The sequence below is a fragment of the Sphingomonas limnosediminicola genome (genome assembly GCF_039537965.1).
GTDB lineage: Bacteria > Pseudomonadota > Alphaproteobacteria > Sphingomonadales > Sphingomonadaceae > Sphingomicrobium > Sphingomicrobium limnosediminicola.
In genome coordinates this window covers 358,575-381,431 of sequence record NZ_BAABBM010000001.1, presented here as the reverse complement: position 1 = coordinate 381,431, position 22,857 = coordinate 358,575, and the positions used below count along the sequence as shown (strand labels likewise).

Sequence of the window (22,857 nt, the reverse complement as noted above, 5' to 3'; positions counted from 1 at the left end):
TCTGAGATCAAGCTTTTCAATGGCAAATGACGGGCGGGGTATCTCAAATATGCGTTGAGCCAGCTTCGTGAGTTGTCCAGTTCTTTGCCAGACCCCTTCGAAAGCGTGGCGGTGCCTGCGACGAAGTCGATAGGGAATGGACCGTTGTCGCACGCCATGGCCGGAGTGGCAGCGAAGCATATCCCGACGAACGCAACGACGAACCTGAAGGTCATCCGCGCATTAGGCGAACAGATCGAAAATCTGCAACGAGCGAATTCGACCTAGCTGCTACCGGCAAGTTTGGGTCGAAAGCTGCCATCAGCTGACAGTCCGCTGACCGCCGCGTTCGGTCAGGTCAGCCAATTGAGCATCACCCCGCGCCGATGGCCGTTAGGGGACGTCGTCGGTACAACCGGCGTTCGCTCTTCGCAGCTTCTTGAACTCCTCTAATGCGTGCTCTCCGCACAGGAGTTGCCCGTTGATTATTGCCCCAGCAGCGCGCTTACAGCCCGGTACCGAACACGGCGGAAGATCCGGTCTACTCACCGAGCGGGCCGCTGCTTCGGACATTCTGCAACGAATGCTGGCGAAGCATCACTTGATCGATCTTAAGAGCTGAAGCGCTTGCTCAATCTCGCGTGCGGCTTCCCCAAGATATTCCAGTTTTTGATGACTATTTGTCAGCCGCGCCATGTGCGCACGGCATTCAGCTAATGCGAGGCTCAGTTCGGATATTGCCTTCTCCACGTTCCAGTGCCGCCCTCGCAGATCGGCAGAGCGTGACATTCGTCTGTGATGGACGAACAGTCATCTAGCGCACATTTTGTGCACTTCGACTGAGCTCCGACACCTGGCCGCGACAGCTTCTACGAGCCCTATGGTAAGTGATCCTACTCGGGGCGCATTTCTGATCGCCTCGCGTTACTCCCCTGACGGCACGATTTGCGCCGCTTCGAAATCATCCGTCGGCTTCATGTGTTTCGGTGATTGAGTCCTGCCGGTTAGAACGCCATCCCGCATCAGCGCGTTTACCGTCCGAGCAAACTCCTCGAGTTGAATTTTGCTGAGCCGGTAAGCGTTGGGCTCTTGCATCCTACCCGCTGTGAAATTGATGGAACGATCAGGGGACCGCTCGAGGACGCCGCGTTCGACCAAGCGATTGACGACGCGTCGAGCCGTTTCCCTGTTCAGACCCGTAGCTGCAGCCAGCGAACTGATGTTGCATCGCCCGAGGATCGTTCGTGGAACAGGATGAGCCATGTTCCGCAGCTCAGGGTTCGCATCGATTCGGGTTAGCCGATCTCCCGTGATGGCCACGACAGCCATCACAACCAGCGCTTCCTCATGGCCGCCGGTAACGTCGCGCCAGAGCTCCAGTAAACGCAACTGCATGCTGATCAAGCGATGGGCTGCGAGGCGGCTGTTGGCGCAAGCCTGTTCTTCGTGAATAGCCAGCGGCACTCAGTACTCCTTCAGACCACACGCGATGATACTGGGCTCATCGGGAGCGCGGCTCTCACTGCCAGCAAAATCGTTGATGAAGTCTCACCAGCAATCCGGCCACGCTTTGAAGGCCAGGCGGGACGACACAGACGTCCACCCCGATGGCGGCAATGGGTCGAAATCTGCCGCGATAACTTTGGGTGGGAAGCGGACAGTGGCGACGCGACGCGATGCACGTTAACCGTGCAATGGCGAGGACAAGCGAGAGGAGGTCCCAATGACGAAGACGCTGTTGCTTCTTTCTGCCACAGTGCTTCTTCTGCCCGCGTGCCAGGCAGGTGAGAAGTCCGCAAATAACACCTCCGAAGTGAACACCGTCGCCGCTGCCAACACTGGCGCGGATGAGCAGGCAATCCGCGGGCAGGTCGATCACTGGCTTCAGCTCGTCAAAGCCAAGGATGCGGGAGGCATTGCGGCACTCTACGCCGAGGACGGCGCGGTGATGCCGCCCAACGGCCCGATCGTCAAAGGCCGCGCTGCGATCCAGAAGACGTGGGCTTCCATGATGCAGACGCCCGGATTCGATCTGACCTTCGTTCCGGAGCAGATCATCGTGTCATCGTCAGGTGACATGGCGCTCGATCGTGGGACGTACAGGCTAGCGGTGGCGCCCGACGGCACTGCGCAGACCGACACCGGCAAGTACGTGGTCGTCTGGCGGAAGATCGGAAGCGAGTGGAAAGCCGCCGCAGACATCTTCAACAGTGATTTGCCAGCCCGCGGAAGTTAGGGCGGCCGCAGGCGCCGCGTTCGTCGCCGGAGGCGTGTTCGGCATAAGCCGTGGATCGCCATCTCGGCCCTGATCTAAGCGCGTTGCCGGTGGTCCGCTAGTGGTGAACCGAATGTCTGCTTTGGCTCGAAAGCTGCCATTAGGCTTGCCGACTGACCCCCAGGGTCGTCATGGAGGAAATGGGTTCCGGAGGGAGGTCTATGCCGCGTTGGAAACTATACGTTGCAGGGGCCTATGTTGCTCTAGGGTCCTGCGTTTCCAACAATAGGCCCGGTGTCTATCGCGCTTCTATTTCGGTTGAGGACCTGATCCGGCAACAGGGCAAATACGACGGCAAGCGAGTGGAGGTCACCGGATACCTCGTCAGTGTGGATGGCCACGTCCAAGTCCTCAGCCAAAGCGTGAAGGACTGCTATGCCCCTGAAGGCGAGCGAGCCCACGTAACAACGACGATGGACCGCTCCGCGCTCGGACAGCGAGCTGTCGGCCAGTCCTTTGCTGCTAACGAAGGCCGCCTCGCCACGGTTAGCGGCGTGCTTAACGTTTCGACCGCTCCATGGGGTACTGACATTATAGTCCAGCATCCTCCGTTCCCAGCGGTCGGCCCACTGAAGGAAGCGCGGGTCGTCTCTATCGGCGCAATTAGCTGCACCCTGCGTCCACTCTAAGCTCAGCTCGGGCTGGCAAGCCTATGGCGATGGCAGGAATGGGTCGAATGCTGCCACTAGCTGCCTTCCCGTTGCGAACTATGCATCTTCACTACCGCTTCTCATGATGATGGCTAGGCGACCGTTGTAATCGCACTTATGTTCGCGATCGGGCTTTGGGGGATGAAATCATGATTGGCTGGATTGTCCTGGGCGTCGCTGTCCTGGTCCTTTTGTACCTGGTTGCGACCTACAACCGGCTCGTTCGGCTGCGGGCGCTGGTGAAGGAAGGCTTCAGCGGGATCACCGTCCAGCTGCGCCGCCGCGCCGATCTGATCCCCAACCTTGTCGAGACCGTCCAGGGCTATTCCACGCACGAGCGCGAGGTGTTCGAAGAAGTCTCGCGAGCCCGTGCCGCCACCGTGAACGCCGGCGGCGTCGAGGCGACGGCGCAGGCCGATGCGCAGATGACCGGGTTGCTCGGCCGTTTGTTCGCTGTCGCCGAGGCCTATCCGGAGCTGAAGGCCAACACGAACTTCCTTCAGCTTCAGGACCAGCTCGCGAACATCGAGGGCGAGCTGCAAAGCGCCCGTCGCTATTACAACGCCACGGTTCGCGACCTGAACTCGTCGATCCAGAGCTTCCCGCCGGTGCTGATCGCCCGGCCGATGGGCTTCACCGAAGAGCCCTTCTACCAGGACGACGACCCCGCCATTCAGAGCGCCCCGAAGGTGGCATTCGCCCGTCCGGCTGCCTGAGCGCTCGTTGAGCGTGGCGCGTAAAATCTTCCAAAATAGGAGTTTGGGTGCCAGCCTTGGCGCCATGATCGTCCGTGGCCCGTTCGCCCGCTTCTCGTCGGATGGTCGGTCCAAAAGCCATCGGAAGGGCGCCGCTCTCCGTGACTTTAATGACGATAAGCGTGTTTTCTCTCAGCGCACATGGCTCGGCGGAGCGCTAAAGGCCTGCGCGATTGCGCTTTTTGCGGCGAGTTCGGCGGCAAATGCGGACGAACGCATCCTCCGCTACGTCAGCGACGCCCAAGTTCAGAAGGACAGCTCGCTCGACGTCACCGAGACGATCGACATCCGCGCCGAGCGGGATCGCATCAACCACGGCATCTATCGCGATTTCCCGACCCGCTATCGCGGGCGCCAAGGGAGCATGGTCCACGTCGGCTTCACCTTCGAAGGCGCGACCATGGATGGGATGCCGGTTCCGGCGAGCACCGAATCCATCGGCAACGGCGTCAGGATCAAGGTCGGCGACCCCGAAAAGTTCGTCGACGTCGGTGAGCACAGCTTCGTGCTGCACTATCGGACCACACGCCAGATCGGCCGCTTCAAGGACTATGACGAGCTTTACTGGAACGCGACCGGCAATGGCTGGCTGTTCCCCATCGACGAAGCGGTGGCGCGCATCCGCCTGCCTTCGTCCGTCCAGCTCGGGCAGCACGCTTATTATACCGGACCGCAGGGCTCGACGGCGACCAATGCGGAGGTGATCGAGGAAAAACCCGGCGACATCACCTTCCAGACGACCCAGCCGCTTGAGCCCAACGAGGGCCTGACCGTCGCGATCGCCTTTCCCAAGGGTGTCGTCGCGGACGCGGCCGGTAGCACCCGCGCCGCCTGGTGGCTGTCGGACTACGGGCCGCCGGCGATCGGCGCACTCGGACTGCTCGGCCTCTGCATCTTCTATTTCTTCGCCTGGTCGCGCGCGGGCCGCAATCCGCGCGCGGGAACGGCCGTCCCGATCTTCTCGCCGCCCGACAATCTCTCACCGGCGGGCATGCGCTACGTCACAAAGATGGGCGCCGATAATCGCGCATTCGCGGCGGCCGTCGTCGACATGGGCGTTCGCGGGCACATTCGCCTGGTCGAAGAGGACGGCGGATGGTTCTCGGGCAAGAAGACGCGGCTGGAGCGCCTCAGCGCCGACTCTCCACTTCCCGAAGAGGAGCAAGCCGCCCTCTCCCAACTCGCCACGACCGGCGAGTCGGTTGTGATGGAGCAGAAAAACCACGAACGTTTCTCAAGCGCACAGAGCGACTTGGCTCAGGTATTGAAGATAACTTACGAAGGAAAGCTGTTCAAGCGGAATTACGGCTGGGCCGCTGCAGGCACGTTGCTCTTCGTCGCTGCATTGTGGCTTGCCGCGGCCGCCGTCGTCGTCGCGAGCGATGGGGCTTCGGCTTGGCAGATCGGCGTCGTCTTCGGCTGCCTGGCTGTCTGCGCCCTGTTGTGGATGGTCTTTCACGATTCCTCGACGGGCAAATGCCTGCTCTCGCTCATCAGCGTCGTCGCGCTGTTCGTCCTTTTCGCGTTGGGCATGCCGATCTTGGGCCAGGCGCTGAGCAGCGGCTGGATCCTGCCGCTGGTCCTTCCTCTCCTGGCGATACCCCTGGTGATTTCCGCATTCTGGTGGATCGCCGCGCCGACCAAGGAAGGGCGCGCCGTCCTCGACCATATTGCGGGTTTCAAGCAGTATCTTTCGATCACCGAGCGCGACCGCCTCGACCGGATGACGCCTCCAGCCGACACGCCTGAACTGTTCGAGCGCTACCTGCCCTATGCAATCGCGCTCGGCGTTGAGAATAGCTGGGCGGATCGCTTTCAGGGTGTTCTGGCGGCTGCCGCCGCGCAGGGGCAGCAAGGCTTCGCCTGGTATTCCGGATCGAGCAGCCCGTGGTCGAACCCCGGCGGTTTCGTCGATTCTGTGGGATCATCACTCGCAAGCACGATTAGCTCCGCCTCGACGGCGCCCGGATCGAGCAGCGGCTCGGGCGGGGGCGGGTCGTCGGGTGGCGGCGGTGGTGGCGGCGGCGGAGGCGGTTGGTAGAACCTAGGCCGGACGCATCCACATCGTCTGCGGCTTGTCTCGGTAGACACCGTCGTCGCAACGGACGAAGCCCAGCTTCGTAGCCAGTTTCATCGATGGGTCGTTGCCCGGCGAAATCATCGCGTGAATGTCCCGCCTGCCGAAATTCGCATCAAACCAGTCGAGCGCGGTGCGGCACGCCTCGCTGGCCAGTCCCTTGCCATGCGCTTTGGGCGCCAGAATCCAGCCCATTTCCGGCCGCCCCACAATCGGCGGCTCGCAGTCGCGCATGAAGTCGAAGAAGCCGACATGGCCGATGGTCGCGCCATCATCGCGGCGCTCGACCGCCCACATGCCGACACCGGTCAGCGGCCAGAATGCCGAGCTGGCCAGCATCCGGCGCCACGTATCCTCGCGGCTGCTCGGTCCGCCGACATGCTTGCTGGCTTCGGGGTCGCTGAAGAACTTCAGGAAATAATCGACGTCGCGCAGCTCGAATTCACGCAGCACCAAGCGCTCGGTCTCCAGCCGCGGAGCCGAGCGATTGCGCAGTTCGGGATCGTGGAACGGCTGCATCGAGCGCAGCCGGCCGCTTACTTCTTGCCGAGCGCGAGGCCGCCGAAGCGCTTGTTGAAGCGCGCGACCTGGCCGCCTTCCTGAAGCAGACGCGTGTTGCCGCCGGTCCAGGCCGGATGCACCTTCGGATCGATGTCGAGGTGGAGCGTGTCGCCTTCCTTGCCCCAGGTCGAACGAACCTGGAACGTGGTGCCGTCGGTCATCTCGACGTTGATCATGTGATAATCGGGGTGGATACCGGACTTCATCTTAGATTTCCTTGGGTTAGCTACTGGTTTCCGACCAGCGGCAGCAAGTGTCGCGCGGCCCTAGCGAAAGAGGCCTTCCTTGACAAGGTTTCGCTTCACCACCTAGCCACGCGCCAGGAACAGGGTCCGGCGGTTACGGCCGCCGGTTTATAAGGAAGCCGGTCGAAATCCGGCGCTGTGCCCGCAACTGTAGGACCGGCCGCAAGGCTGATCGAGTCAGACACTTGCCCTGCTCCGTCGTTCGTTTCCCGGCCGGGTTCAGCCACGGATCGGAGGGCGTGCCCTCTTGTGACGACATGTTCGTCAACAGGAGGATCCTTTGCCCGCCACAATTTTCGACACTGACCAGATCGTCATTACCGCATCGCGCGCGCCGGAAAGCGAAGCGCAGGCCCCCGCGAGCGTTACGATCATCGACAGCAAGCGCATCGAGCGCCTAGGCGAGCCGCTCGTCCCTGCCCTGCTCCGCCTGGTGCCAAGCACTTCGGTTTCGACGTCTGGCCCGCTCGGGTCGCTGACCGACGTCCGGATCCGTGGCGCTGAGGCCAATCACACATTGCTCTTCATCGACGGCATCCGCGCCAACGATCCCGCGTCCGGCGATATTCCGCGTTTCGACCTGCTCAATGCCGACATCGCCTCGCGCATCGAGGTCATACGGGGCCCGCAATCGGCCTTGTGGGGATCGGATGCCATCGGGGGCGTCGTGGCTGTCAACGGCGTCGACGATCCGTCGGGTCACACCGGTTCGCTTGAGGCAGGGTCTTTCGGCTTTCAACGGACGTCGGCCGCCGGTGCCACTTCTTCTGACAGAGGAAGCATCGCGGTTGCGACCGGATGGCAAAACGCCACCGGCATCGACAGCTTCAACGGCCACGGCGACAAGGACGGATATCAAAACCTGTCCGGGCGCATTCGAGCGAACTGGAAGGTGGCGCCTAAAGTGGAGATCGGCGCAGCAGCCTTTGCAGTGGCGGCAAAGAGCCAATTCGACGGTTTCAATCCCAATCCGCCATTCGAACATGCCGACACCCTCGACAACAGCCGCAACCGGCTCGCGGCAGCGAGGCTCTGGATACAGCTCGGCGACAACGGTTCGGCATGGAGCGGTTATCTCTCCGGTTCGCTGCTTGGTTCGTCGAACAGGAATTTCCTCGCTTCCGATCAACTGAACGGCACGAGGGGATCTCGTCGAGCCGTCGATGGGCAGGTCGCGAGAACTTTTCAGACGGGCCCAGTGAAGCATCGGCTTATCGTCGCCGCTGAAGCCGAGCGAGAAACGTTCAATGCACACGACACGGTATATGGCGGTTTCACGAACCAGGACCGGTCTCGCGAGCACGATGCGCTGACGGTCGAATGGCGCGGCCAAGCCAAGCGTTTCACGGGCGACGTGGCGGTCAGGCGCGATCTGTTCAACCGGTTCAAGGACGCCACCTCATTGCGAGCGTCATTGCTTGCGGAACTTGGTGGCGGCTTCGCGGTAGCGGGCTCCTATGCCGAAGGCATCGCGCAGCCGACATTCTTCGACCTTTACGGCTTCTTTCCGGGGAGTTTTGTTGGAAACCCTTCGCTTAAGCCAGAAAGCTCTCGGGGGTTCGAGCTATCCATTCGTCATCGCCGGGGCTCGTTCGATGCGTCCTTGACCGGATACAAGCAACGGCTTCGCGACGAGATCGTCGACACGTTCGACAGTGCGACATTCCTTTCGGGCACGTTGAATAGAGACGGCATCAGCCACCGCTCGGGCGTCGAAGCCGGGCTGGGCTGGCAATTAGGGAACAGGCTGAGGCTGTCGGCGAACTATGCCTATCTCCACGCAAGTCAGCCGAGCGACAGTGGCATCGGCCAGGTGACCGAACTCCGGCGCCCGAAGCACAGCGGATCGGTGGCGCTCGACGGGGTTTCGGGCAAACTGACCTACGGCGCGTCGATTGCCTATGTCGGCAATCATCTCGATCGCAGGGACGTGTTCCCGTTCGATGTCGTGAGGCTGGATAGCTATTGGCAGGCGGGCGCTCGCGTAGCCTTTTCGATTACTCCGCAAATCGAGATTTTCGCCCGCGCGGCAAATGCCTTCAACGCACGCTATCAGGACGTGTCAGGCTACCGGACTGAAGGGAGGAGCATCTATGGCGGCATCCGCCTTTCTCCTCGCTAGCGCGGCCGCGGCGAAGTTCGCCTCGCTGAACCTGTGCACGGACGAATATCTGCTGCTTCTGGGTCGTCCTGTGCAGATCGTTAGCGTGAGCTTTCTCTCCCAGGAACCACTCGAGTCGCGGCTGTGGACGTCGGCGCGTCACTTCAAAGGAAATCGGGGCTCAATCGAAGAGGTCCTGACGCTCAAACCGACCGTGATCATGACCATGGGCGGTGGCGGCCGCGCGACCGCGCTGATTGCTGGCAGGCTGCACATACAAGCGCTCGACTTGCCCTATGCGACCGACCTCGCCGGCGTGGCGCGCAATCTTCGGACTGTCGCGACAGCTCTGGGCGATGGTCGCCGCGCGGAACCCTGGGTAGCGCGGTTGAAGCAACTGGAGGCGTCGGCGCCTCGCCGTGCGGTTGACAGTATCTGGATATCGGGCCGGGGAGACAGCCTGACGGCGGGTTCACTCGGTACGCAGTGGCTTCGACTTGCAGGCCTGCAACAGCGATCGCTTCCAGGGGGCAAAGCCACATTGGAAACCTTGCTAACCAAGCCACCCACTCTTCTGATAAAAAGCGATTATCGGTCGGGCCAAATGTCTGGTGGCAATCGATGGCTCGATAATCCTATCGTGCGCCGGTCTGGTTCCAGGCAAGTGTCCACGGACGGGCGGCCCTGGACCTGCCTGGGGCCGCTGATGATCGGCGAGATCGAGCGTCTGCGCCGGCTCGTCCGATGAACCGGGCGATGCTTCTCCTGCTTGGCGCTCTGCTCGTGGCCGCACTTGCGCATTTGCTCTTGCCGCTTGGCCCATTGCTGGAGTTGGAACAGCGTGAGCCAGCGACCGCCTGGCTCCTGCTGACAGAGATCCGACTTCCACGGACTTTGCTGGCTTTGGGCTACGGGGCGGCGCTCGGAATGACCGGTGCAGCGCTCCAAGCCTTGTTCGCCAACCCTCTCGCGTCTCCAGACATCACTGGGAGCAGTAGTGGGGCGGTTCTGGGGGCCGTCTTCGCATCCTACTGGTTGGGCGTAACCAGCCCGCTGGCGCTCGCGGCCGGTGGCGCTGTCGGCGCCTTGCTTGCGTTGGCCGTCGTTATTGGGCTCGCGGGGCGTCGATCCGATCCGACGGTCTTGCTCCTTGCCGGTATCGCTGTCTCGCTTGCGGCCGGGGCCGGCACCAGCCTGTTACTCGCGCTCGCCCCCTCTCCCTTCGCCTTCTACGACAGCTTCGACTGGTTGATGGGCAGCTTCGTCGATCGCAGCCTGCCCCAGGCGGCGGCCGCGCTGGTTCCGTCCTCGTTAGCATGCGTGTTGCTCCTGACCCGATCGCGGGCGCTCGACCTAATGGCTTTGGGGGAAGATGTCGCAGCTTCTCTCGGTCACCAGCCGCGGCGCCTCGGGCTGCAAGTCGTTGCGCTGTCTTCGATCGCGATCGGTGCCTGCGTGTCGGTGTGCGGCGCGATCGGATTCGTGGGCTTGATCGCTCCCTTCGTAGCGAGGCGCATGACTCGTGGTCATCCCGGAAGAGCACTTCTCCCCGCGGCCCTGATCGGAAGCATACTGCTACTGATTGCCGATTTGGCTGTTCGGTACGGCCCAGCGGGGCGCGTGATCCCCGTTGGTGTGTTGACGACCGTCGCGGGCGTGCCGCTGTTCATCTGGATTGTCGTGACCATGCGCCGGCAGGTGACGGCATGACGCCACGCGTGGAAGCCCGCGGCGTCACCATCGATCAGCGGTTGAGGTCAGCGGATCTCGACCTCGGGCCGGGTGAATTGGTCGCTCTGATCGGGCGGAATGGGGGCGGGAAAACCAGTCTCTTGCGCGCGCTAGCAGGCATCGAAGCCGACGGCGGCTCGGTCCGCATCGATGGTGCGTCGTTGGAGAAACAAAGCCCGGCGCGGCGTCCCTATCTTGTCACTTTCGCTCCCGCATCCCGAGATCTTACCTGGCCAATCCGTGTCCGTGACGTGATCGCGCTTGGCCTTCCTCGGCCGGACCGAGACAGGGTGGAAGCGATGATCCGCCTGCTCGAACTCGAGCAACTGGCGGATCGGCCCGCGGATCGGCTTTCTACGGGCGAGCGGGCGCGTGTTTTGACGGCGCGAGCGTTGGCGCCATCGCCCAAGCTTCTACTGCTCGACGAGCCGCTGTCGAACCTCGACCCCTATTGGGTACTGCGGCTGCTGGAAATATTGCGCGATGCGGTGGAAGCGGGAGCAACCGCGCTGGTTGCAGTCCATGACATTGACCGTATCCGTGAGTTCGACCGTGCGATCTTGATCGATGATGGTGCAATTCGCGCCGACCTTCCGCCTTCGCAAATGCTGGAGAGCACGGAGGTCGCGGAAGCATTCCGGATCCAGCGCGACGGCGCTGGCTGGCGCGTCAGACCGACGGCGGGTCCGCGATCATCGCGGTGAAATTGGCTTCGGCCGCGAGCTTGCCGTCAACGCTCGCTCGTCCGGCAAATTTGCACACCGACGCGCGCTTCTGGACGAATTCAACGTCGAGGCGAAGAAGCACGCCGGGTTCAACCGGTTGACGGAACTTCGCCCCGTCGATCGCCATGAAGTAAACCAGCTTGCCCGAGTTCGCGAGGCCGAGCGATTCCACGGCGAGAACGCCGGCGGCCTGCGCAAGTGCCTCGACGATAAGCACCCCGGGCATGATCGGTCGGCCCGGGAAGTGTCCCTGAAAGAATTGCTCGTTGATCGTGACCGCCTTGATGGCGCGGATAGACTGATCGGGAACGATGGATTCGACCCGGTCGACCAGCAGCATTGGATAGCGGTGCGGCAGCGCCGCCATCACCCGTCGAATATCGAGTTGGGTGGCGGCGGCGCTTGCCGACGTATCATTCATTTGCCTTAACGACCCTGCGGCTTCTGCTGTGCCGGAGCTGCCGGTGCCGTCGTCTGGACCGACGGAAGCTGGGCGTTGAGCGCCGTGAGCACGTCATTTGTAACGTCGATCGCCGAGGCGGTCGCGAGCGTCGCCCCCATCTCCACCATTACGTTCGCGCCACGCTTGACCATCACCTGCTGATAGATCGGGCCGAGCTTGGCCTGAATCTGCTGGCCGATGTAGGCCTGGTTGCGACGGATCTGATCCTGCTGGCGCGCCAGTTCCTGAGAACCCTGCTGCTGCTTGGTCTGGAATGCCTTGATGCGGGCCTGAAGCGCGGCATCGGGCTCCTTGCCCTGCGGAAGCGCGTCGATGGCGGTCTGGATCGCCTTTTGTTCGGTCTCAAGCGGCGCCGCGAGCGACTTCTCGCGGTTCTGGAGAGACGTCACCTGGCTACGCAGCGTTGCCGCAGCGCTCTGACAAGCAGTGCACTGGCTCTGGACCTTTTCGAGGTCGACGACCGCGACGACAGCGCCGGGGATCGCCTGCGCGCTGGCCGCGCCGGGCATGACGACTGCTGCGGCAAGGAGTGAAGAAAGAAGAAGCTTGGTCATCAGAATGAAGTTCCTACGTTGAAGCTGAAGAGTTTGGTTTCGTCGCCGTCCTGCTTGAGCAGCGCTTTGGCGAGATCGATACGCAGTGGGCCGAACGGAGACGTCCAATTGACGCCAATACCGATCGACAGACGGGGCTTTGCAGAATCGCCGAGAAAAACTTCCTTGAAGCCGGGTACGCGCGTGTAGCCGTTTGTGCCTGACGTCGCGCCGCAGGTCGTCACCGGACCACCAGGAAGGATCTGGAACGACGAACCGGTGGTGTTCTCGGTAACCGGCACGCAGGTCGCGATAATGTCGGTCAGGATCGGCTTTGTGAGCGAGAAGAGCGAACCGACATCGATGAATGCGGACGGACGGAGACCGACGCTCCGAAGGGCCGAGCTGGTCGGGAACTCGAGTTCAAGGCGGCCCATGTAATAGGCCTTGCCGCCGAGAGCATCGACGACCTGGTTATTACTGTTGTTCGTCGTGATCAGATTGCCGTCGGCATCATACGAGTAGCGCAGGATGCGCGGGCCGATACCGCGAATGTCGAAACCGCGCAGCTGCGGCCCGAAGAAGCGATCGGTCAGGCGAATCGCGTCTTGCCCTGGTCCAGGCGATGACTGCAGCGCCTTGATGTAACCACCTTCTGCGTGCGCCGAGAAAATCCAGCCGCCGCCGAAGCCCTTGTACTTGGTCACATCGGCGCGTCCGCGAACATAACGAATGTCGCCGCCGAGGCCGGCAAAATCGGTCGATAAGGTCGCCCGCTGACCGCGCGTGGGGCGAATGCCGTCAGTGTTGTCGAAGATCGTCGAAAAGCCGATCAGCGAGGTCAGGTGGGTGCCGATTTCGTCGCACAGGTAGCGTCCGGCCTTGAGCGGGTCACATTCAGGCGGCAAAGGACCGGTCCCATCGGGGTCCGTGTAGAAGGTCGTCTTGTCGAGCGAGACCTTGTCCTGCGTCAGCGTGTAGCGGCCGCCGAAGCTCCAATATTCGGACATCGGGAAGCCCGCACGAAGACCGCCGCCGGTGCTGACCTGCTTATATGTCGTGTTACGATCATTGCCGACATAATTGAAACTGCTGTAGTCCTGACGGAACAGCTGCCCGCCCAGCAAAATCGGCTTATCGAGGAAATAGGGGTCGACGAAGCCAATCTGCGCCGACTTCGAATAGGCCGAATAATTTACCGAGGCGTCGAGTTGCTGGCCCTTGCCCATGAAATTGTTCTGGCTGACGCCGAGCTGCACGACGAATTTCTCAAGGCTCGAATAGCCGCCCGAAACCGAGAGCTGGCCGGTGGGCTTCTCTTCCACGTTGACGCCGAGAACGACGCGATCGGGGGCCGAGCCTTCGGTCTGCTTGATCTCCAGCTTTTCCTGGAAGAAGCCGAGGCTCTGGATGCGATCTTGGCTGCGCTTCACCTTGAGCGCGTTGAAGGCGTCACCCTCGTTCAGGCGAAACTCGCGGCGGATGACCTTGTCGCGAGTGGTCGTGTTGCCGGTGATGTCGATGCGCTCGACATAGACACGTGGTGTTTGCCCGACCTTGACGGTCAGGTTCATCAATCGGTGTTCCTGGTCGCGGTCGTACGACGGACTGATGTCCGCGAATGCGTAGCCCAGATTTCCTGCCTGCTCGTTCAGATTGGTGACCGCATCCTCGACGGACTTGGCATTGAACCACTCGCCGGTCTTGATCTTGACGGTCGAAAGCACCGTCGCAACCGGAAGGTCCGGCAGCGCGCTGGTCGCGTTGATCTTGCCGAATTTGTAGCGCGGCCCCTCTTCGACGACGTAGGTGATGACGAAGTCTTTGCGGTCAGGCGTGAGCTCGGCAAGCGCCGAGACAACGCGGAAATCGGCGTAGCCTTGCGTGAGATAGAAGGCGCGAAGCTTTTGCTGGTCGGCGGCCAGACGATCGGGATCGTAAGTATCGTTCGATTTCAGGAAGCCTAGCACACCGCCGGCCTGGCGCGTGTACATCTCCTTGCGCAGGCGCTCGTCGGAGAATTCCTTGTTGCCGATCACATTGATCGCGCGAACCTTGGCGAGGTCGCCTTCGTAAATTTCGAACACGACATCGACGCGATTCTGGTCGAGCTGAACGATCTTCGGCTCGACCCGGGCGGCGAACCGCCCCTGTCGGCGATAAAGCTCCAAGATGCGATCGACGTCGGCTCGGGCCGCGGAACGCGTGAAGATCTGGCGCGGAGCAAGTTTGATCTCCGGCGTGATCTTGTCGTCTTTGAGGCGCTTGTTACCATCGAGGATGATGCGGTTGATGACCGGGTTTTCCTTGACCGCGATCACCAAGTCGCCGGTCTCGGCGCCGGTGATAGTGACGTCAGCAAACAGCTGCGTCGCGTAGAGGTCCTTCAGCGCCTGATCGAGCACCTCGGCCGTGTAGGTCTGGCCGGGCGTCAGGTTTGCATAGGCGCGGATCGTCTCGGGCTCGAGACGCTGGTTGCCGCGTACCGCAATGCTGCGGATAGTGCGCTCGACGGGTGCCTGTACGGACGTCGGGGCAGCCGCATCCGCTCCGGGCTGAGCCGCGGGAGGCGGAGCAGGCTGGGCCTGCGGTGCAGCTTGCGCAAGCAGCGGCGTTGCCGATCCACCGAGCACGGTGCCGACCATGAACAATGCGCTCGTGCGCCGGCTAAAACTCTTCGACCTTGAAATCACGCAGTCCCCGCCTTTTCGTGCATTGGTGCCCGCGGCGCGCTTCGCCGCAAAGCCCCCGTTCCTGCCCTGCCCCAACCCTCCTAACCAATCAAGCGTTGAAGCCTGTCCCAGAGGCCGATCGAACCGAGATCATTGATGGTGGTGAAGACCATCAGCGCCAGAATGAGCGCAAGCCCGCCACGAAAAGCCCAGTCGAGCGCCCGCGCACTGACCGGGCGGCGCCTGACGGCCTCGATCGCGTAGAAAAACAGGTGCCCTCCATCCAGCATCGGAACTGGCAAGAGGTTGATGAATCCGAGATTAATTGAGAACAGCGCCAATAGCTGGACGAAAGCCAATACGCCGAGCGATGCACTTTGTCCGGCGACTTGCGCGATCTTGATCGGACCGCCGAGCTCACTGGCAGAGCGCCGGCCGCTGACGATCTGCCACAAACCTTGCATCATCGAGCCCGTGAGCTTGATCGTGTAAGTGGTCGCTGCTGGGACGAGTTCGAGAGGTGAAAGCTTCACATAGGTTCGGGTGTCGCCGTAGATCCCAAGGCGTCCGACCCGGAATTTCTGGCCAAAGCGATCCTTTTCCTCGGCGGCGCCTATTATCACAGGCAGGTTCACTACCTGCTTGTTGCGCAAGACGCTCAGCGTGACCGGCTCGCCAGGCCGCATCAGGACGATGTTCGAAATATCCTCAAACGTCGGCGTGTCGTCGCCCGAGATTGCGACGATGCGATCCCCTCGCTGGATTCCGATCTTCTGCGCAACGCTGCCCGGCTGGACGTTGACGACGAGGTTCTCGGTCCGCGGCATCCCGACCACGGCGAAGAATGCCGTAAAGATGGCGATCGCAATCAGGAAGTTAGCTGCCGGACCTGCGAGCACGACCAGGAAGCGCTGCCAAACGGGTCGCGTCTGGAATGCCTTCTCGCGAACTTCGGGAGGCAGATCTTGCAGGTCTGAGGGGTTGCTCGCCGGGCTCATGTCGCCGACGAATTTCACGTAGCCGCCCAGCGGCAGCCATGCGACCTTCCAGCGCGTGCCCTGTTTGTCCGTCCAGCCGAAGATCTCTTTGCCGAACCCGATCGAGAACACCTCAGCCGGAATTTTGAAGAGCCGGGCGACGAAATAATGGCCGAGTTCGTGAAAAAAGACGAGCGGGCCGAGCGCGCAGATGAACGCAATGAGGACGAGCCAGATCGGCGGTTGCGGAAGCATCAGTGACAACTCGCTTTCATCGACGCTGCAACGCGCTGGCGCGTGGCACGGTCGATCTCCATGACTTCGTCGATAGAGCGCGGCGCAGAAAAATTCGAGCTTTCAAGCGCTTCCCGGACGATGTCGGCAATTTCGGTAAAGCGAATACGGCCCTCCAGGAAGCTAGCCACCGCGATTTCGTTCGCAGCATTGAGTACGTTCGGGGCTGCGCCACCCTCGATCAGCGCGCCGCGGGCGAGCCGCAGCGCGGGAAAGCGAGTCAAATCCGGCGCCTCGAAGTCGAGACGAGCGATCGCCGCCAGATCGAGCCGCTCCGCGGGGGTCTCGAGCCGTTCCGGCCAAGCCAGCGCATAGGAAATCGGAATGCGCATGTCCGGGCTACCCAGCTGCGCAAGGACCGACCCGTCGACATACTCAACCATCGAGTGGATCACTGATTGCGGGTGGACGAGGATATCGATGCGCTCGGACGGCAGGCCGAACAGATAATGGGCCTCGATGAGCTCCAGCCCCTTGTTCATCATCGTCGCGGAGTCGACCGAGATCTTCGCGCCCATCGACCAGTTCGGGTGGGCCACGGCTTCGGCTGGTGTCGCCGCATTGATCTCGTCGATTGAGGCCGTCCGAAAAGGACCACCGCTCGCAGTCAGAATCAGTTTGGAGACGTCTTCAGCGCGACTGCCTGCAAGACACTGAAAAATGGCATTATGCTCACTGTCGACAGGCAACAGGGTTGCGCCGTGCGCGATTGCCGCGTCCATCATCAGCGCACCGGCTGTCACCAGCGCTTCCTTGTTGGCGAGCGCGACCGTCTTGCCGGTCTCCACGGCGCACATCACCGGCGGCAGGCCTGCGCAGCCGACTATCGCTGCGATGACAAGGTCGGCTTCGCCGCCGGCGGCATCGAGCAGCGCCTCCTTCCCCGCAGCGGCTCTGCATCCGGTGCCGACGAGCAGTTCGGCGAGCTCCTGCGAGCGGCTCTCGTCAGCGATCACCGCCAGTCGCGCGTTTGTGCGCCGCGCAATCTCGGCCAGCGCTTCCACGTTGGTGGCCGCCGTGACAGCGACGACTTCGAATCGCTCGGGCGATCGCTCTACCAGGTCGAGCGTCGACGTCCCGATCGAGCCGGTGGCTCCAAGAATTGCAATCTTCCGCCTCACGTCAGCCCCAATAGCTGGGCAGCGGCGGTGAGCACAGCCACAGGCACCAGTCCGTCGAGCCGGTCGAGAACGCCGCCATGGCCTGGGAGCCAAGACCCGGAGTCTTTCACGCCAGCCCTCCGCTTCATCTTGCTCTCGAACAAATCACCGCCCTGCGCCGCAAGGGCGAAGATGGGAGCAAGGATGAGCAATGGCTTGCCCAAGTTCATGGAGAGAGCCCATGCTCCGCCGATTAGCGTTGCCGCCGCGATCCCGCCGTATAGTCCTTCGACCGTCTTACCGGGGCTGATCGTTGGAGCGAGCTTCCGCTTACCCAACCGCCGGCCGGCGAAATAGGCGCCGATGTCGGTCGACCAGGTGACGAGGAAGGCCCAAAGCAGCAGCTCAAGTCCGTGCGTGTCGCGCTCGCGGATCCACAGCAGGGCAAGCGCGGGCAGAAGTGCATAGAAGAAGCCGGAAATGTACCAGGTGCCGCCCCACCCACGAACCATGCGCGTCCATTCGTAGAACATCGCCGTCGCAATCGCGGCGACCGCTACGGCGAAGACGGTCCCGCCAACCGCCGCTGCGACGAGCGCCGTGGCGATCATCACAACCCCGGTCATGGTACGGACAGCGAGTTCGTTCACCGGCCACCAAAGCGCCGCTGGCGCGCGGCATATCGCTCCAAGGCGCCCTCGAAGGTCTTCTCGTCAAAGTCGGGCCAAAGCACGTCGAGGAACAGCAGTTCCGCATATGCCGCCTGCCACAGCAGGAAATTCGACAGGCGGACCTCTCCCGACGTGCGGATCAGGAGATCGAGCGGAGGAAACTCCTTCGTCTGGAGCTCAGACTCGATAGCTTTCTCGTCGATGTCGCTCGGGAGCATCTCGCCGGCTACGACCTTTTCCGCGAGTCTTCGCGCCGCGCCGGCAATTTCAGCCCGCGATCCGTAATTAAGCGCGATCACGAGCGTCAGGCGTGTGTTGCCCGCCGTACGCTCAACCGCACGCTCCAGGCGCCCCACCAATTCGCCGCCGAAGGCCGAATAGTCACCGATGAGCTTCAGCCGGACGCGCTCCTTCTCAAGCGTCTTGAGCTCACGCTCGAGATAGAAGCGCATCAGCGCCGTCAGGTCGGAGATTTCCTCGTCGCTGCGCCGCCAGTTCTCCGATGAGAATGCATAGATGGTGAGCACCTCGACGCCCGCGTCGGCCGCTGCCTGGAGCGCACGGCGCACCGCCTCCGCGCCAGCCTTGTGACCAGCCGCACGAGGGAGGCCGCGTTGCTCGGCCCAGCGGCCGTTGCCGTCCATGATGATGGCCACGTGGCGCGGGACCGCATTGCCGTCCTTCTTCGCCAAGCTGTCAGCTCCCTCCATCGGAGCAAGCGAGCTCACTTGCCGAGGATTTCCTTTTCCTTGGCCTGCGAAAGCTCGTCGACTTCCCTAATCGTATCGTCTGTGAGCTTCTGCACCTCGGTCTCGAGGCGCTTGCGCTCGTCCTCGCTAATCTCGTGCTTCTTCTCGTCGGCCTTCAGATGGTCCATGCCGTCACGGCGCACATTGCGGACTGCAATTCGCGCCTTCTCGGCATATTGCCCGACGAGCTTCGCGAGCTCCTTGCGGCGCTCTTCGGTCAACTCAGGGATCGGCAGGCGGATGACCTGACCGTCGGTGATGGGATTGAGCCCAAGGCCGGCCGAACGAATTGCTTTCTCGACTGGCTGGACGTTCGAGCGGTCCCATACCTGCACCGACAGCATGCGCGCTTCCGGCGTCGACACGGTCGCGACTTGGTTTAACGGCATGTGGCTGCCGTAGACTTCGACCTGGACCGGATCGAGCAGCGCAGTCGACGCGCGGCCGGTGCGCAGGCCCTGAAGGTCATGGCGAAGCGCCTCGACGGCGCCGTGCATCCGGCGCTTCAGATCGGCGGTGCTCACGGTGGTGGTCATGTCTTACTCCCCATTCTGCACGATCGTCGCCGTCCCACCGCCCGCGATCACCTTCGCGAGGTTGCCGGGCTGGCGGATGTTGAAAACGACGATCGGGATATTGTTGTCACGGCAAAGGGCTACCGCGGCGGCGTCCATCACCTTGAGGTCGTCGCTCAGCACTCTGCTGAACGTCAATTTGTCATAGCGCTCGGCGCTCGCGACCTTCTTCGGGTCGGCGGTGTAGATGCCGTCGACGCTGGTGCCCTTGAACAGTGCATCGCAGCCCATCTCCGCGGCGCGCAGGGCGGCCGCGGTGTCGGTCGTGAAATAGGGATTGCCCGTACCGGCCGCGAAAAGGACGATGCGGCCCTTCTCCAAGTGCCGAAGAGCGCGCCGCCGGATGTACGGCTCGGACACGCTCGACATTGGGATCGCCGACAGGACGCGCGTGTCGATCCCGGCCTTTTCGAGCGCATTCTGGAGTGCCAGCGCGTTCATCACCGTCGCCAACATGCCCATATAGTCGGCCGTCGCGCGGTCGAAGCCCTTGGCCGCCGCAGCCATGCCGCGGAAGATATTGCCGCCGCCAACGACTAGGCACAGCTCGTGGCCTTCACCCTTCGCCTGCGCGATTTCTTCAGCGAGGCTGGCAACCGCGGCGGGATCGATGCCGAACTGGCCCTGTCCCATCAGCGCCTCGCCCGAGACCTTCAGAAGGATGCGGTTGAAGCGCGGGAGGGCCATTTTCGAAGGGTTGTCCTTTGGATATGACAAGGGCGGCCCAGCCTTTATGGCCGAGCCGCCCCGTTGCCAACTGCCAAGCGGCAGTTGTTTTGCTTAGGCGACCGGTTCGGCCTTCGCCGTACCCGCTGCAGCCGCGACTTCCGCCGCAAAGTCTTCCTGCTTCTTCTCGATGCCTTCACCGAGCTGGAAGCGGACGAAGCCCTTGAGATCGATGGCTGCACCCGCGTCCTTCGCGGCGGCCGCAACGACCTCGGCAACCGGGGTCTTGCCGTCCATCACGAACAGCTGGGACGTCAGCGCGTTTTCCTTGCGGAACTTGGCAAGGCCGCCTTCGACCATCTTCTCGACAATGTTCTGCGGCTTGCCGCTTTCCTTTGCCTTTTCCATGGCGATCGAGCGCTCGCGCTCGATGAGCTCCGCGTCGAGGTCGCTGGCATTGAGCGCAAGTGGGTGCGCAGCCGCGACGTGCATCGCGATCTGCTTGCCAAGCGCCGTGAGGACGTCAGCCGACGCGGCGCTCTCCAGAGCGACCAGCACGCCGATCTTGCCGAGACCGGGGACGACCTGGTTGTGGACGTAAGGAACGACTGCACCCTGGTTCACTTCAATAACCGCAGCGCGGCGTAGCGACTGGTTCTCGCCAATCTTGGCGATGTTGTCCGTCAGCTGCTCCTGCACCGTGCCGCCGCCTGGATACTGAACAGTGCTCAGCGCCTCGACGTCGGTGCCGTTCTGCAGTGCGAGCGTCGCAACGTTGCGGACGAAATCCTGGAAGATTTCGTTCTTGGCGACGAAGTCCGTCTCCGAGTTCACCTCGACAACAGCGCCGCGATTGCCCTCGACGACGACTCCAACCAGACCCTCGGAGGCGGTGCGGCCGGCCTTTTTGGCGGCAGCCGACAGGCCCTTGGCGCGCAGCCAGTCGATGGCGGCTTCCATGTCGCCATTGGTCTCGGCGAGGGCTTTCTTGCAGTCCATCATGCCCGCGCTGGTGCGCTCGCGCAGTTCTTTCACAGTCGCGGCCGTGATCTCAGCCATTTTCTCTTCCTTCCTCGTGTCCCCGCGACGGCGGAGACCGGTCAGACTTTGATATAGGTATAGTGCTCCCGCCATTGCAGGAGCACCGATTACGCCTCGAGCGCGGCCTCGACCGGCGGCTCCGCCATCGAGCCGATGTCCTGGCCACGGGCAGCAGCATTTCCGCTACGACCCTCGCCGACAGCTTGCGCGACCGCGTCGGTATAGAGGCGGATGGCGCGGCTGGCGTCATCATTGCCCGGGACCGGGAACGCGATGCCCGTCGGGTCGCTGTTCGAATCGAGGATCGCGACGACTGGAATGCCAAGGACATTGGCTTCCTTGATCGCCAGCTCTTCCTTGTTCGTGTCGACGACGAACATGATGTCGGGAAGGCCGCCCATATCACGGATGCCGCCAAGGCTCTTCTCCAGCTTGTCGCGCTCGCGCGTCAGCTGAAGAACTTCCTTCTTGGTGAGGCCCGCGGTGTCGCCCGAAAGCTGCTCTTCAAGGCTCTTGAGGCGCTTGATCGAGTTGGAGATGGTCTTCCAGTTGGTGAGCATGCCGCCGAGCCAACGGTGATTGACGAAATGCTGGCCCGAAGCCTGCGCGGCCTCGGCAATCGCATCCTGCGCCTGGCGCTTGGTGCCGACGAACAGCACCTTGCCGCCACGGGCAACAGTCTGCTGCACGAAGTCCAGCGCGCGCGCGAACAGCGGCACGGACTGCGACAGGTCGATAATGTGCACCCCATTGCGATCGCCGAAAATGTACGGCTTCATCTTGGGATTCCAGCGGTGGGTCTGGTGGCCGAAGTGGGCTCCGGCTTCTAGCAATTGCTGCATGGTGACGACCGTGGCCGCCATAATCTTTCTCCTTCCGGTTCTGCCTCAGCGGAGCAGTATGACCAACCTTACGGCCGGCACCGGTATGTAAGCTCCGCCTGTGGAATGAGCGGCCCCCTACCCGAACCCGCCTGCGCTTTCAAGGGGTTGGCCGCCCTCTTGACTTAAAAGAACAAAGAGGGAACATTGTGCTTCTCAACCGGGCTGCTCGGTACCAGACTGGAACAAAGCGGGTCCAGTTCGGTTTGGCGCTCCAAAGAAGGATCGATGCGATGATTGCTGCTCTCGGTACCCTCGCCTTTCTCGCGACACTGTGGCTGCTCGTGGTCGTCGGTGCCGCCGTTCTTGAGGAAAGCGGCGGGAGGATCGCCGCTGCCCTCAAGGGCAATGTGCAGCAGGACGTCGCTGTTCCGGTGAGGCTCAGGAGCCGTCCGCGGCTTCAGCAGCCTATGCGTGCGAAGCCGCGCCTGCGCGCCGCCGCTTGACGCGGGCGTAGCTCAACAGACCGAACGGGATCATCGCCAGGTAAAGCACCGCGACGGCAAGCAGGGTTGGCCACGGTGTAAGCACAAGTGCGGCACCCAACAGGCCGACGCCGGCTAGCGCAAACAACCGCCAATTTCGCCGGATTCGGATACTGGACCAGCTGTATGTCGGCAGGCTCGAGATCATCAGCAGGGCAATGAAGACCGTCCAGGCCATGACCAGCTGCCATTGGCGGAACCACTCGTTGCCTGACACCAGCCAGAGATAGATTGGGATGAACGCCAGCCCGGCGCCCGCCGGCGCAGGGACGCCCGTATTGAAGCCGGCCGTCTTATGCGGCTGCTCCGCGGCGTCGAGGCGAGCATTGAACCGTGCTAGCCGGAGCGCGCAGCAGACGGCCAGCGACAATGCGGCAATCCACCCGAACCGGGGCTCATTCTGAAGCGACCACAAGAACAGAATCAGCGCGGGCGCGGTGCCGAAGGCGATATTGTCGCTGAGAGAGTCCAGTTCCGCGCCAAATCTGCTCTGCGCTCTCAGAAGGCGCGCAATACGCCCATCGAGCCCATCGAGGACACCGGCAAGGATGATCGCACCAATCGCGTTCCGCCATTCGCCACGGATGGCCAGGCTCACGCCAGTGAGACCGAAGCACAATGCAGTTGCCGTAATGGCGTTCGGGATCATGG

Annotated in this window: 24 protein-coding genes and 1 riboswitch; of the genes, 9 read left to right on the top strand and 15 right to left on the bottom strand. The window is 62.4% G+C overall.

Annotation, left to right across the window (positions count from 1 at the left end; translation table 11 throughout):
- The first annotated feature begins 54 nt into the window (after window positions 1-54).
- Complete coding sequence (locus ABD704_RS01895) at window positions 55-267, top strand: hypothetical protein (protein WP_344698000.1); 213 nt, start codon at window positions 55-57, stop codon at window positions 265-267.
- 636 nt (window positions 268-903) lie between these two features.
- On the opposite strand, the gene ABD704_RS01890 is transcribed toward ABD704_RS01895, so the two are convergent.
- Window positions 904-1,443: a helix-turn-helix domain-containing protein gene (locus ABD704_RS01890; protein ID WP_344697999.1), complete on the bottom strand. Its 540-nt coding sequence runs from the start codon at window positions 1,441-1,443 to the stop codon at window positions 904-906.
- 259 nt (window positions 1,444-1,702) lie between these two features.
- On the opposite strand from ABD704_RS01890, the gene ABD704_RS01885 reads away from it, so the two are divergent.
- From ABD704_RS01885 to ABD704_RS01875, 3 genes are all read left to right on the top strand, one after another.
- The gene (locus ABD704_RS01885) at window positions 1,703-2,215 is read left to right on the top strand and encodes a YybH family protein (protein ID WP_344697998.1); all 513 of its coding nucleotides are present in this window, start codon (window positions 1,703-1,705) and stop codon (window positions 2,213-2,215) included.
- Window positions 2,216-3,053: 838 nt separating this feature from the next.
- Window positions 3,054-3,620, top strand: a complete 567-nt coding sequence (locus tag ABD704_RS01880) for a LemA family protein (protein ID WP_344697997.1) — start codon at window positions 3,054-3,056, stop codon at window positions 3,618-3,620.
- Between the two features lie 43 nt (window positions 3,621-3,663).
- Window positions 3,664-5,700, top strand: coding sequence for a DUF2207 domain-containing protein (locus tag ABD704_RS01875; protein WP_344697996.1), 2,037 nt, complete (start codon window positions 3,664-3,666; stop codon window positions 5,698-5,700).
- Window positions 5,701-5,703: 3 nt separating this feature from the next.
- Here ABD704_RS01875 and ABD704_RS01870 read toward each other — a convergent pair whose 3' ends face one another.
- Both ABD704_RS01870 and rpmE read right to left on the bottom strand, forming a co-directional pair.
- Window positions 5,704-6,255, bottom strand: coding sequence for a GNAT family N-acetyltransferase (locus ABD704_RS01870; RefSeq protein WP_344697995.1), 552 nt, complete (start codon window positions 6,253-6,255; stop codon window positions 5,704-5,706).
- Between the two features lie 17 nt (window positions 6,256-6,272).
- Window positions 6,273-6,503, bottom strand: coding sequence for a 50S ribosomal protein L31 (gene rpmE / locus ABD704_RS01865; protein WP_344697994.1), 231 nt, complete (start codon window positions 6,501-6,503; stop codon window positions 6,273-6,275).
- A gap of 105 nt (window positions 6,504-6,608) precedes the next feature.
- Window positions 6,609-6,749: riboswitch (cobalamin riboswitch) on the top strand.
- Window positions 6,750-6,822: 73 nt separating this feature from the next.
- Between rpmE and ABD704_RS01860 the strand changes: the two genes are divergently transcribed.
- From ABD704_RS01860 to ABD704_RS01845, 4 genes are read left to right on the top strand one after another with little or no spacing between them, the layout of a single operon-like run.
- A complete protein-coding gene (locus tag ABD704_RS01860) occupies window positions 6,823-8,664 on the top strand; it encodes a TonB-dependent receptor plug domain-containing protein (protein WP_344697993.1) in 1,842 nt (613 codons plus the stop codon).
- Complete coding sequence (locus ABD704_RS01855) at window positions 8,636-9,391, top strand: ABC transporter substrate-binding protein (RefSeq protein WP_344697992.1); 756 nt, start codon at window positions 8,636-8,638, stop codon at window positions 9,389-9,391. Before ABD704_RS01860 ends, ABD704_RS01855 begins: the two co-directional genes overlap by 29 nt.
- Entirely contained in the window at window positions 9,388-10,353 is a 966-nt protein-coding gene (locus ABD704_RS01850) for a FecCD family ABC transporter permease (protein WP_344697991.1), read from the top strand. The genes ABD704_RS01855 and ABD704_RS01850 overlap by 4 nt, the downstream gene beginning before the upstream one ends.
- On the top strand, window positions 10,350-11,078 hold the full coding sequence (locus tag ABD704_RS01845; RefSeq protein ID WP_344697990.1) for an ABC transporter ATP-binding protein: 729 nt from the start codon (window positions 10,350-10,352) through the stop codon (window positions 11,076-11,078). Before ABD704_RS01850 ends, ABD704_RS01845 begins: the two co-directional genes overlap by 4 nt.
- Here the strand turns inward: ABD704_RS01845 and fabZ are convergent.
- From fabZ to rpsB, 11 genes are all read right to left on the bottom strand, one after another.
- The gene (gene fabZ / locus ABD704_RS01840) at window positions 11,044-11,520 is read right to left on the bottom strand and encodes a 3-hydroxyacyl-ACP dehydratase FabZ (protein ID WP_344697989.1); all 477 of its coding nucleotides are present in this window, start codon (window positions 11,518-11,520) and stop codon (window positions 11,044-11,046) included. The genes ABD704_RS01845 and fabZ overlap by 35 nt on opposite strands.
- Window positions 11,521-11,525: 5 nt before the next feature.
- Window positions 11,526-12,116: an OmpH/Skp family outer membrane protein gene (locus tag ABD704_RS01835; protein ID WP_344697988.1), complete on the bottom strand. Its 591-nt coding sequence runs from the start codon at window positions 12,114-12,116 to the stop codon at window positions 11,526-11,528.
- The gene (gene bamA / locus ABD704_RS01830; RefSeq protein WP_425565446.1) at window positions 12,116-14,740 is read right to left on the bottom strand and encodes an outer membrane protein assembly factor BamA; all 2,625 of its coding nucleotides are present in this window, start codon (window positions 14,738-14,740) and stop codon (window positions 12,116-12,118) included. Before bamA ends, ABD704_RS01835 begins: the two co-directional genes overlap by 1 nt.
- 128 nt (window positions 14,741-14,868) lie before the next feature.
- Window positions 14,869-15,999 carry an RIP metalloprotease RseP gene (gene rseP, locus ABD704_RS01825; protein WP_344697986.1) on the bottom strand — a complete coding sequence of 377 codons (1,131 nt, stop codon included), beginning with the start codon at window positions 15,997-15,999 and terminating at the stop codon, window positions 14,869-14,871.
- Complete coding sequence (locus ABD704_RS01820; RefSeq protein WP_344697985.1) at window positions 15,999-17,159, bottom strand: 1-deoxy-D-xylulose-5-phosphate reductoisomerase; 1,161 nt, start codon at window positions 17,157-17,159, stop codon at window positions 15,999-16,001. Before ABD704_RS01820 ends, rseP begins: the two co-directional genes overlap by 1 nt.
- Window positions 17,156-17,788: a phosphatidate cytidylyltransferase gene (locus ABD704_RS01815; protein ID WP_344697984.1), complete on the bottom strand. Its 633-nt coding sequence runs from the start codon at window positions 17,786-17,788 to the stop codon at window positions 17,156-17,158. The genes ABD704_RS01820 and ABD704_RS01815 overlap by 4 nt, the downstream gene beginning before the upstream one ends.
- A complete protein-coding gene (locus tag ABD704_RS01810; RefSeq protein WP_344700457.1) occupies window positions 17,785-18,519 on the bottom strand; it encodes an isoprenyl transferase in 735 nt (244 codons plus the stop codon). The genes ABD704_RS01815 and ABD704_RS01810 overlap by 4 nt, the downstream gene beginning before the upstream one ends.
- Before the next feature lie 14 nt (window positions 18,520-18,533).
- Window positions 18,534-19,094 carry a ribosome recycling factor gene (frr, locus tag ABD704_RS01805; RefSeq protein WP_344697983.1) on the bottom strand — a complete coding sequence of 187 codons (561 nt, stop codon included), beginning with the start codon at window positions 19,092-19,094 and terminating at the stop codon, window positions 18,534-18,536.
- Between the two features lie 3 nt (window positions 19,095-19,097).
- Window positions 19,098-19,820 (bottom strand): UMP kinase, encoded by a 723-nt coding sequence (pyrH, locus tag ABD704_RS01800; RefSeq protein ID WP_344697982.1) that lies wholly within the window; start codon window positions 19,818-19,820, stop codon window positions 19,098-19,100.
- A gap of 93 nt (window positions 19,821-19,913) precedes the next feature.
- Entirely contained in the window at window positions 19,914-20,858 is a 945-nt protein-coding gene (gene tsf / locus ABD704_RS01795; RefSeq protein WP_344697981.1) for a translation elongation factor Ts, read from the bottom strand.
- 89 nt (window positions 20,859-20,947) lie between these two features.
- Window positions 20,948-21,703: a 30S ribosomal protein S2 gene (gene rpsB, locus ABD704_RS01790; protein WP_344697980.1), complete on the bottom strand. Its 756-nt coding sequence runs from the start codon at window positions 21,701-21,703 to the stop codon at window positions 20,948-20,950.
- Window positions 21,704-21,954: 251 nt separating this feature from the next.
- On the opposite strand from rpsB, the gene ABD704_RS01785 reads away from it, so the two are divergent.
- Window positions 21,955-22,167, top strand: a complete 213-nt coding sequence (locus tag ABD704_RS01785; RefSeq protein ID WP_344697979.1) for a hypothetical protein — start codon at window positions 21,955-21,957, stop codon at window positions 22,165-22,167.
- Here ABD704_RS01785 and ABD704_RS01780 read toward each other — a convergent pair.
- Entirely contained in the window at window positions 22,130-22,855 is a 726-nt protein-coding gene (locus tag ABD704_RS01780; RefSeq protein WP_344700456.1) for a CDP-alcohol phosphatidyltransferase family protein, read from the bottom strand. The two genes, ABD704_RS01785 and ABD704_RS01780, sit on opposite strands and share 38 nt — an antisense overlap.
- Window positions 22,856-22,857: the final 2 nt, after the last annotated feature.

Excerpts from the sequence above, each read along its gene's own strand:
- ABD704_RS01780 (WP_344700456.1), bottom strand. The coding sequence starts at position 22,855 with ATGATCCCGAACGCCATTACGGCAACTGCATTGTGCTTCGGTCTCACT.
- rseP (WP_344697986.1), bottom strand. The coding sequence starts at position 15,999 with ATGCTTCCGCAACCGCCGATCTGGCTCGTCCTCATTGCGTTCATCTGC.
- bamA (WP_425565446.1), bottom strand. The coding sequence starts at position 14,740 with ATGGTCGGCACCGTGCTCGGTGGATCGGCAACGCCGCTGCTTGCGCAA.
- ABD704_RS01845 (WP_344697990.1), top strand. The coding sequence starts at position 10,350 with ATGACGCCACGCGTGGAAGCCCGCGGCGTCACCATCGATCAGCGGTTG.
- ABD704_RS01850 (WP_344697991.1), top strand. The coding sequence starts at position 9,388 with ATGAACCGGGCGATGCTTCTCCTGCTTGGCGCTCTGCTCGTGGCCGCA.
- ABD704_RS01870 (WP_344697995.1), bottom strand. The coding sequence starts at position 6,255 with ATGCAGCCGTTCCACGATCCCGAACTGCGCAATCGCTCGGCTCCGCGG.
- ABD704_RS01855 (WP_344697992.1), top strand. The coding sequence starts at position 8,636 with ATGGCGGCATCCGCCTTTCTCCTCGCTAGCGCGGCCGCGGCGAAGTTC.
- rpmE (WP_344697994.1), bottom strand. The coding sequence starts at position 6,503 with ATGAAGTCCGGTATCCACCCCGATTATCACATGATCAACGTCGAGATG.
- ABD704_RS01810 (WP_344700457.1), bottom strand. The coding sequence starts at position 18,519 with ATGGAGGGAGCTGACAGCTTGGCGAAGAAGGACGGCAATGCGGTCCCG.
- rpsB (WP_344697980.1), bottom strand. The coding sequence starts at position 21,703 with ATGGCGGCCACGGTCGTCACCATGCAGCAATTGCTAGAAGCCGGAGCC.
- frr (WP_344697983.1), bottom strand. The coding sequence starts at position 19,094 with ATGACCACCACCGTGAGCACCGCCGATCTGAAGCGCCGGATGCACGGC.
- tsf (WP_344697981.1), bottom strand. The coding sequence starts at position 20,858 with ATGGCTGAGATCACGGCCGCGACTGTGAAAGAACTGCGCGAGCGCACC.
- ABD704_RS01785 (WP_344697979.1), top strand. The coding sequence starts at position 21,955 with ATGATTGCTGCTCTCGGTACCCTCGCCTTTCTCGCGACACTGTGGCTG.
- ABD704_RS01835 (WP_344697988.1), bottom strand. The coding sequence starts at position 12,116 with ATGACCAAGCTTCTTCTTTCTTCACTCCTTGCCGCAGCAGTCGTCATG.
- ABD704_RS01885 (WP_344697998.1), top strand. The coding sequence starts at position 1,703 with ATGACGAAGACGCTGTTGCTTCTTTCTGCCACAGTGCTTCTTCTGCCC.
- ABD704_RS01880 (WP_344697997.1), top strand. The coding sequence starts at position 3,054 with ATGATTGGCTGGATTGTCCTGGGCGTCGCTGTCCTGGTCCTTTTGTAC.
- fabZ (WP_344697989.1), bottom strand. The coding sequence starts at position 11,520 with ATGAATGATACGTCGGCAAGCGCCGCCGCCACCCAACTCGATATTCGA.
- pyrH (WP_344697982.1), bottom strand. The coding sequence starts at position 19,820 with ATGGCCCTCCCGCGCTTCAACCGCATCCTTCTGAAGGTCTCGGGCGAG.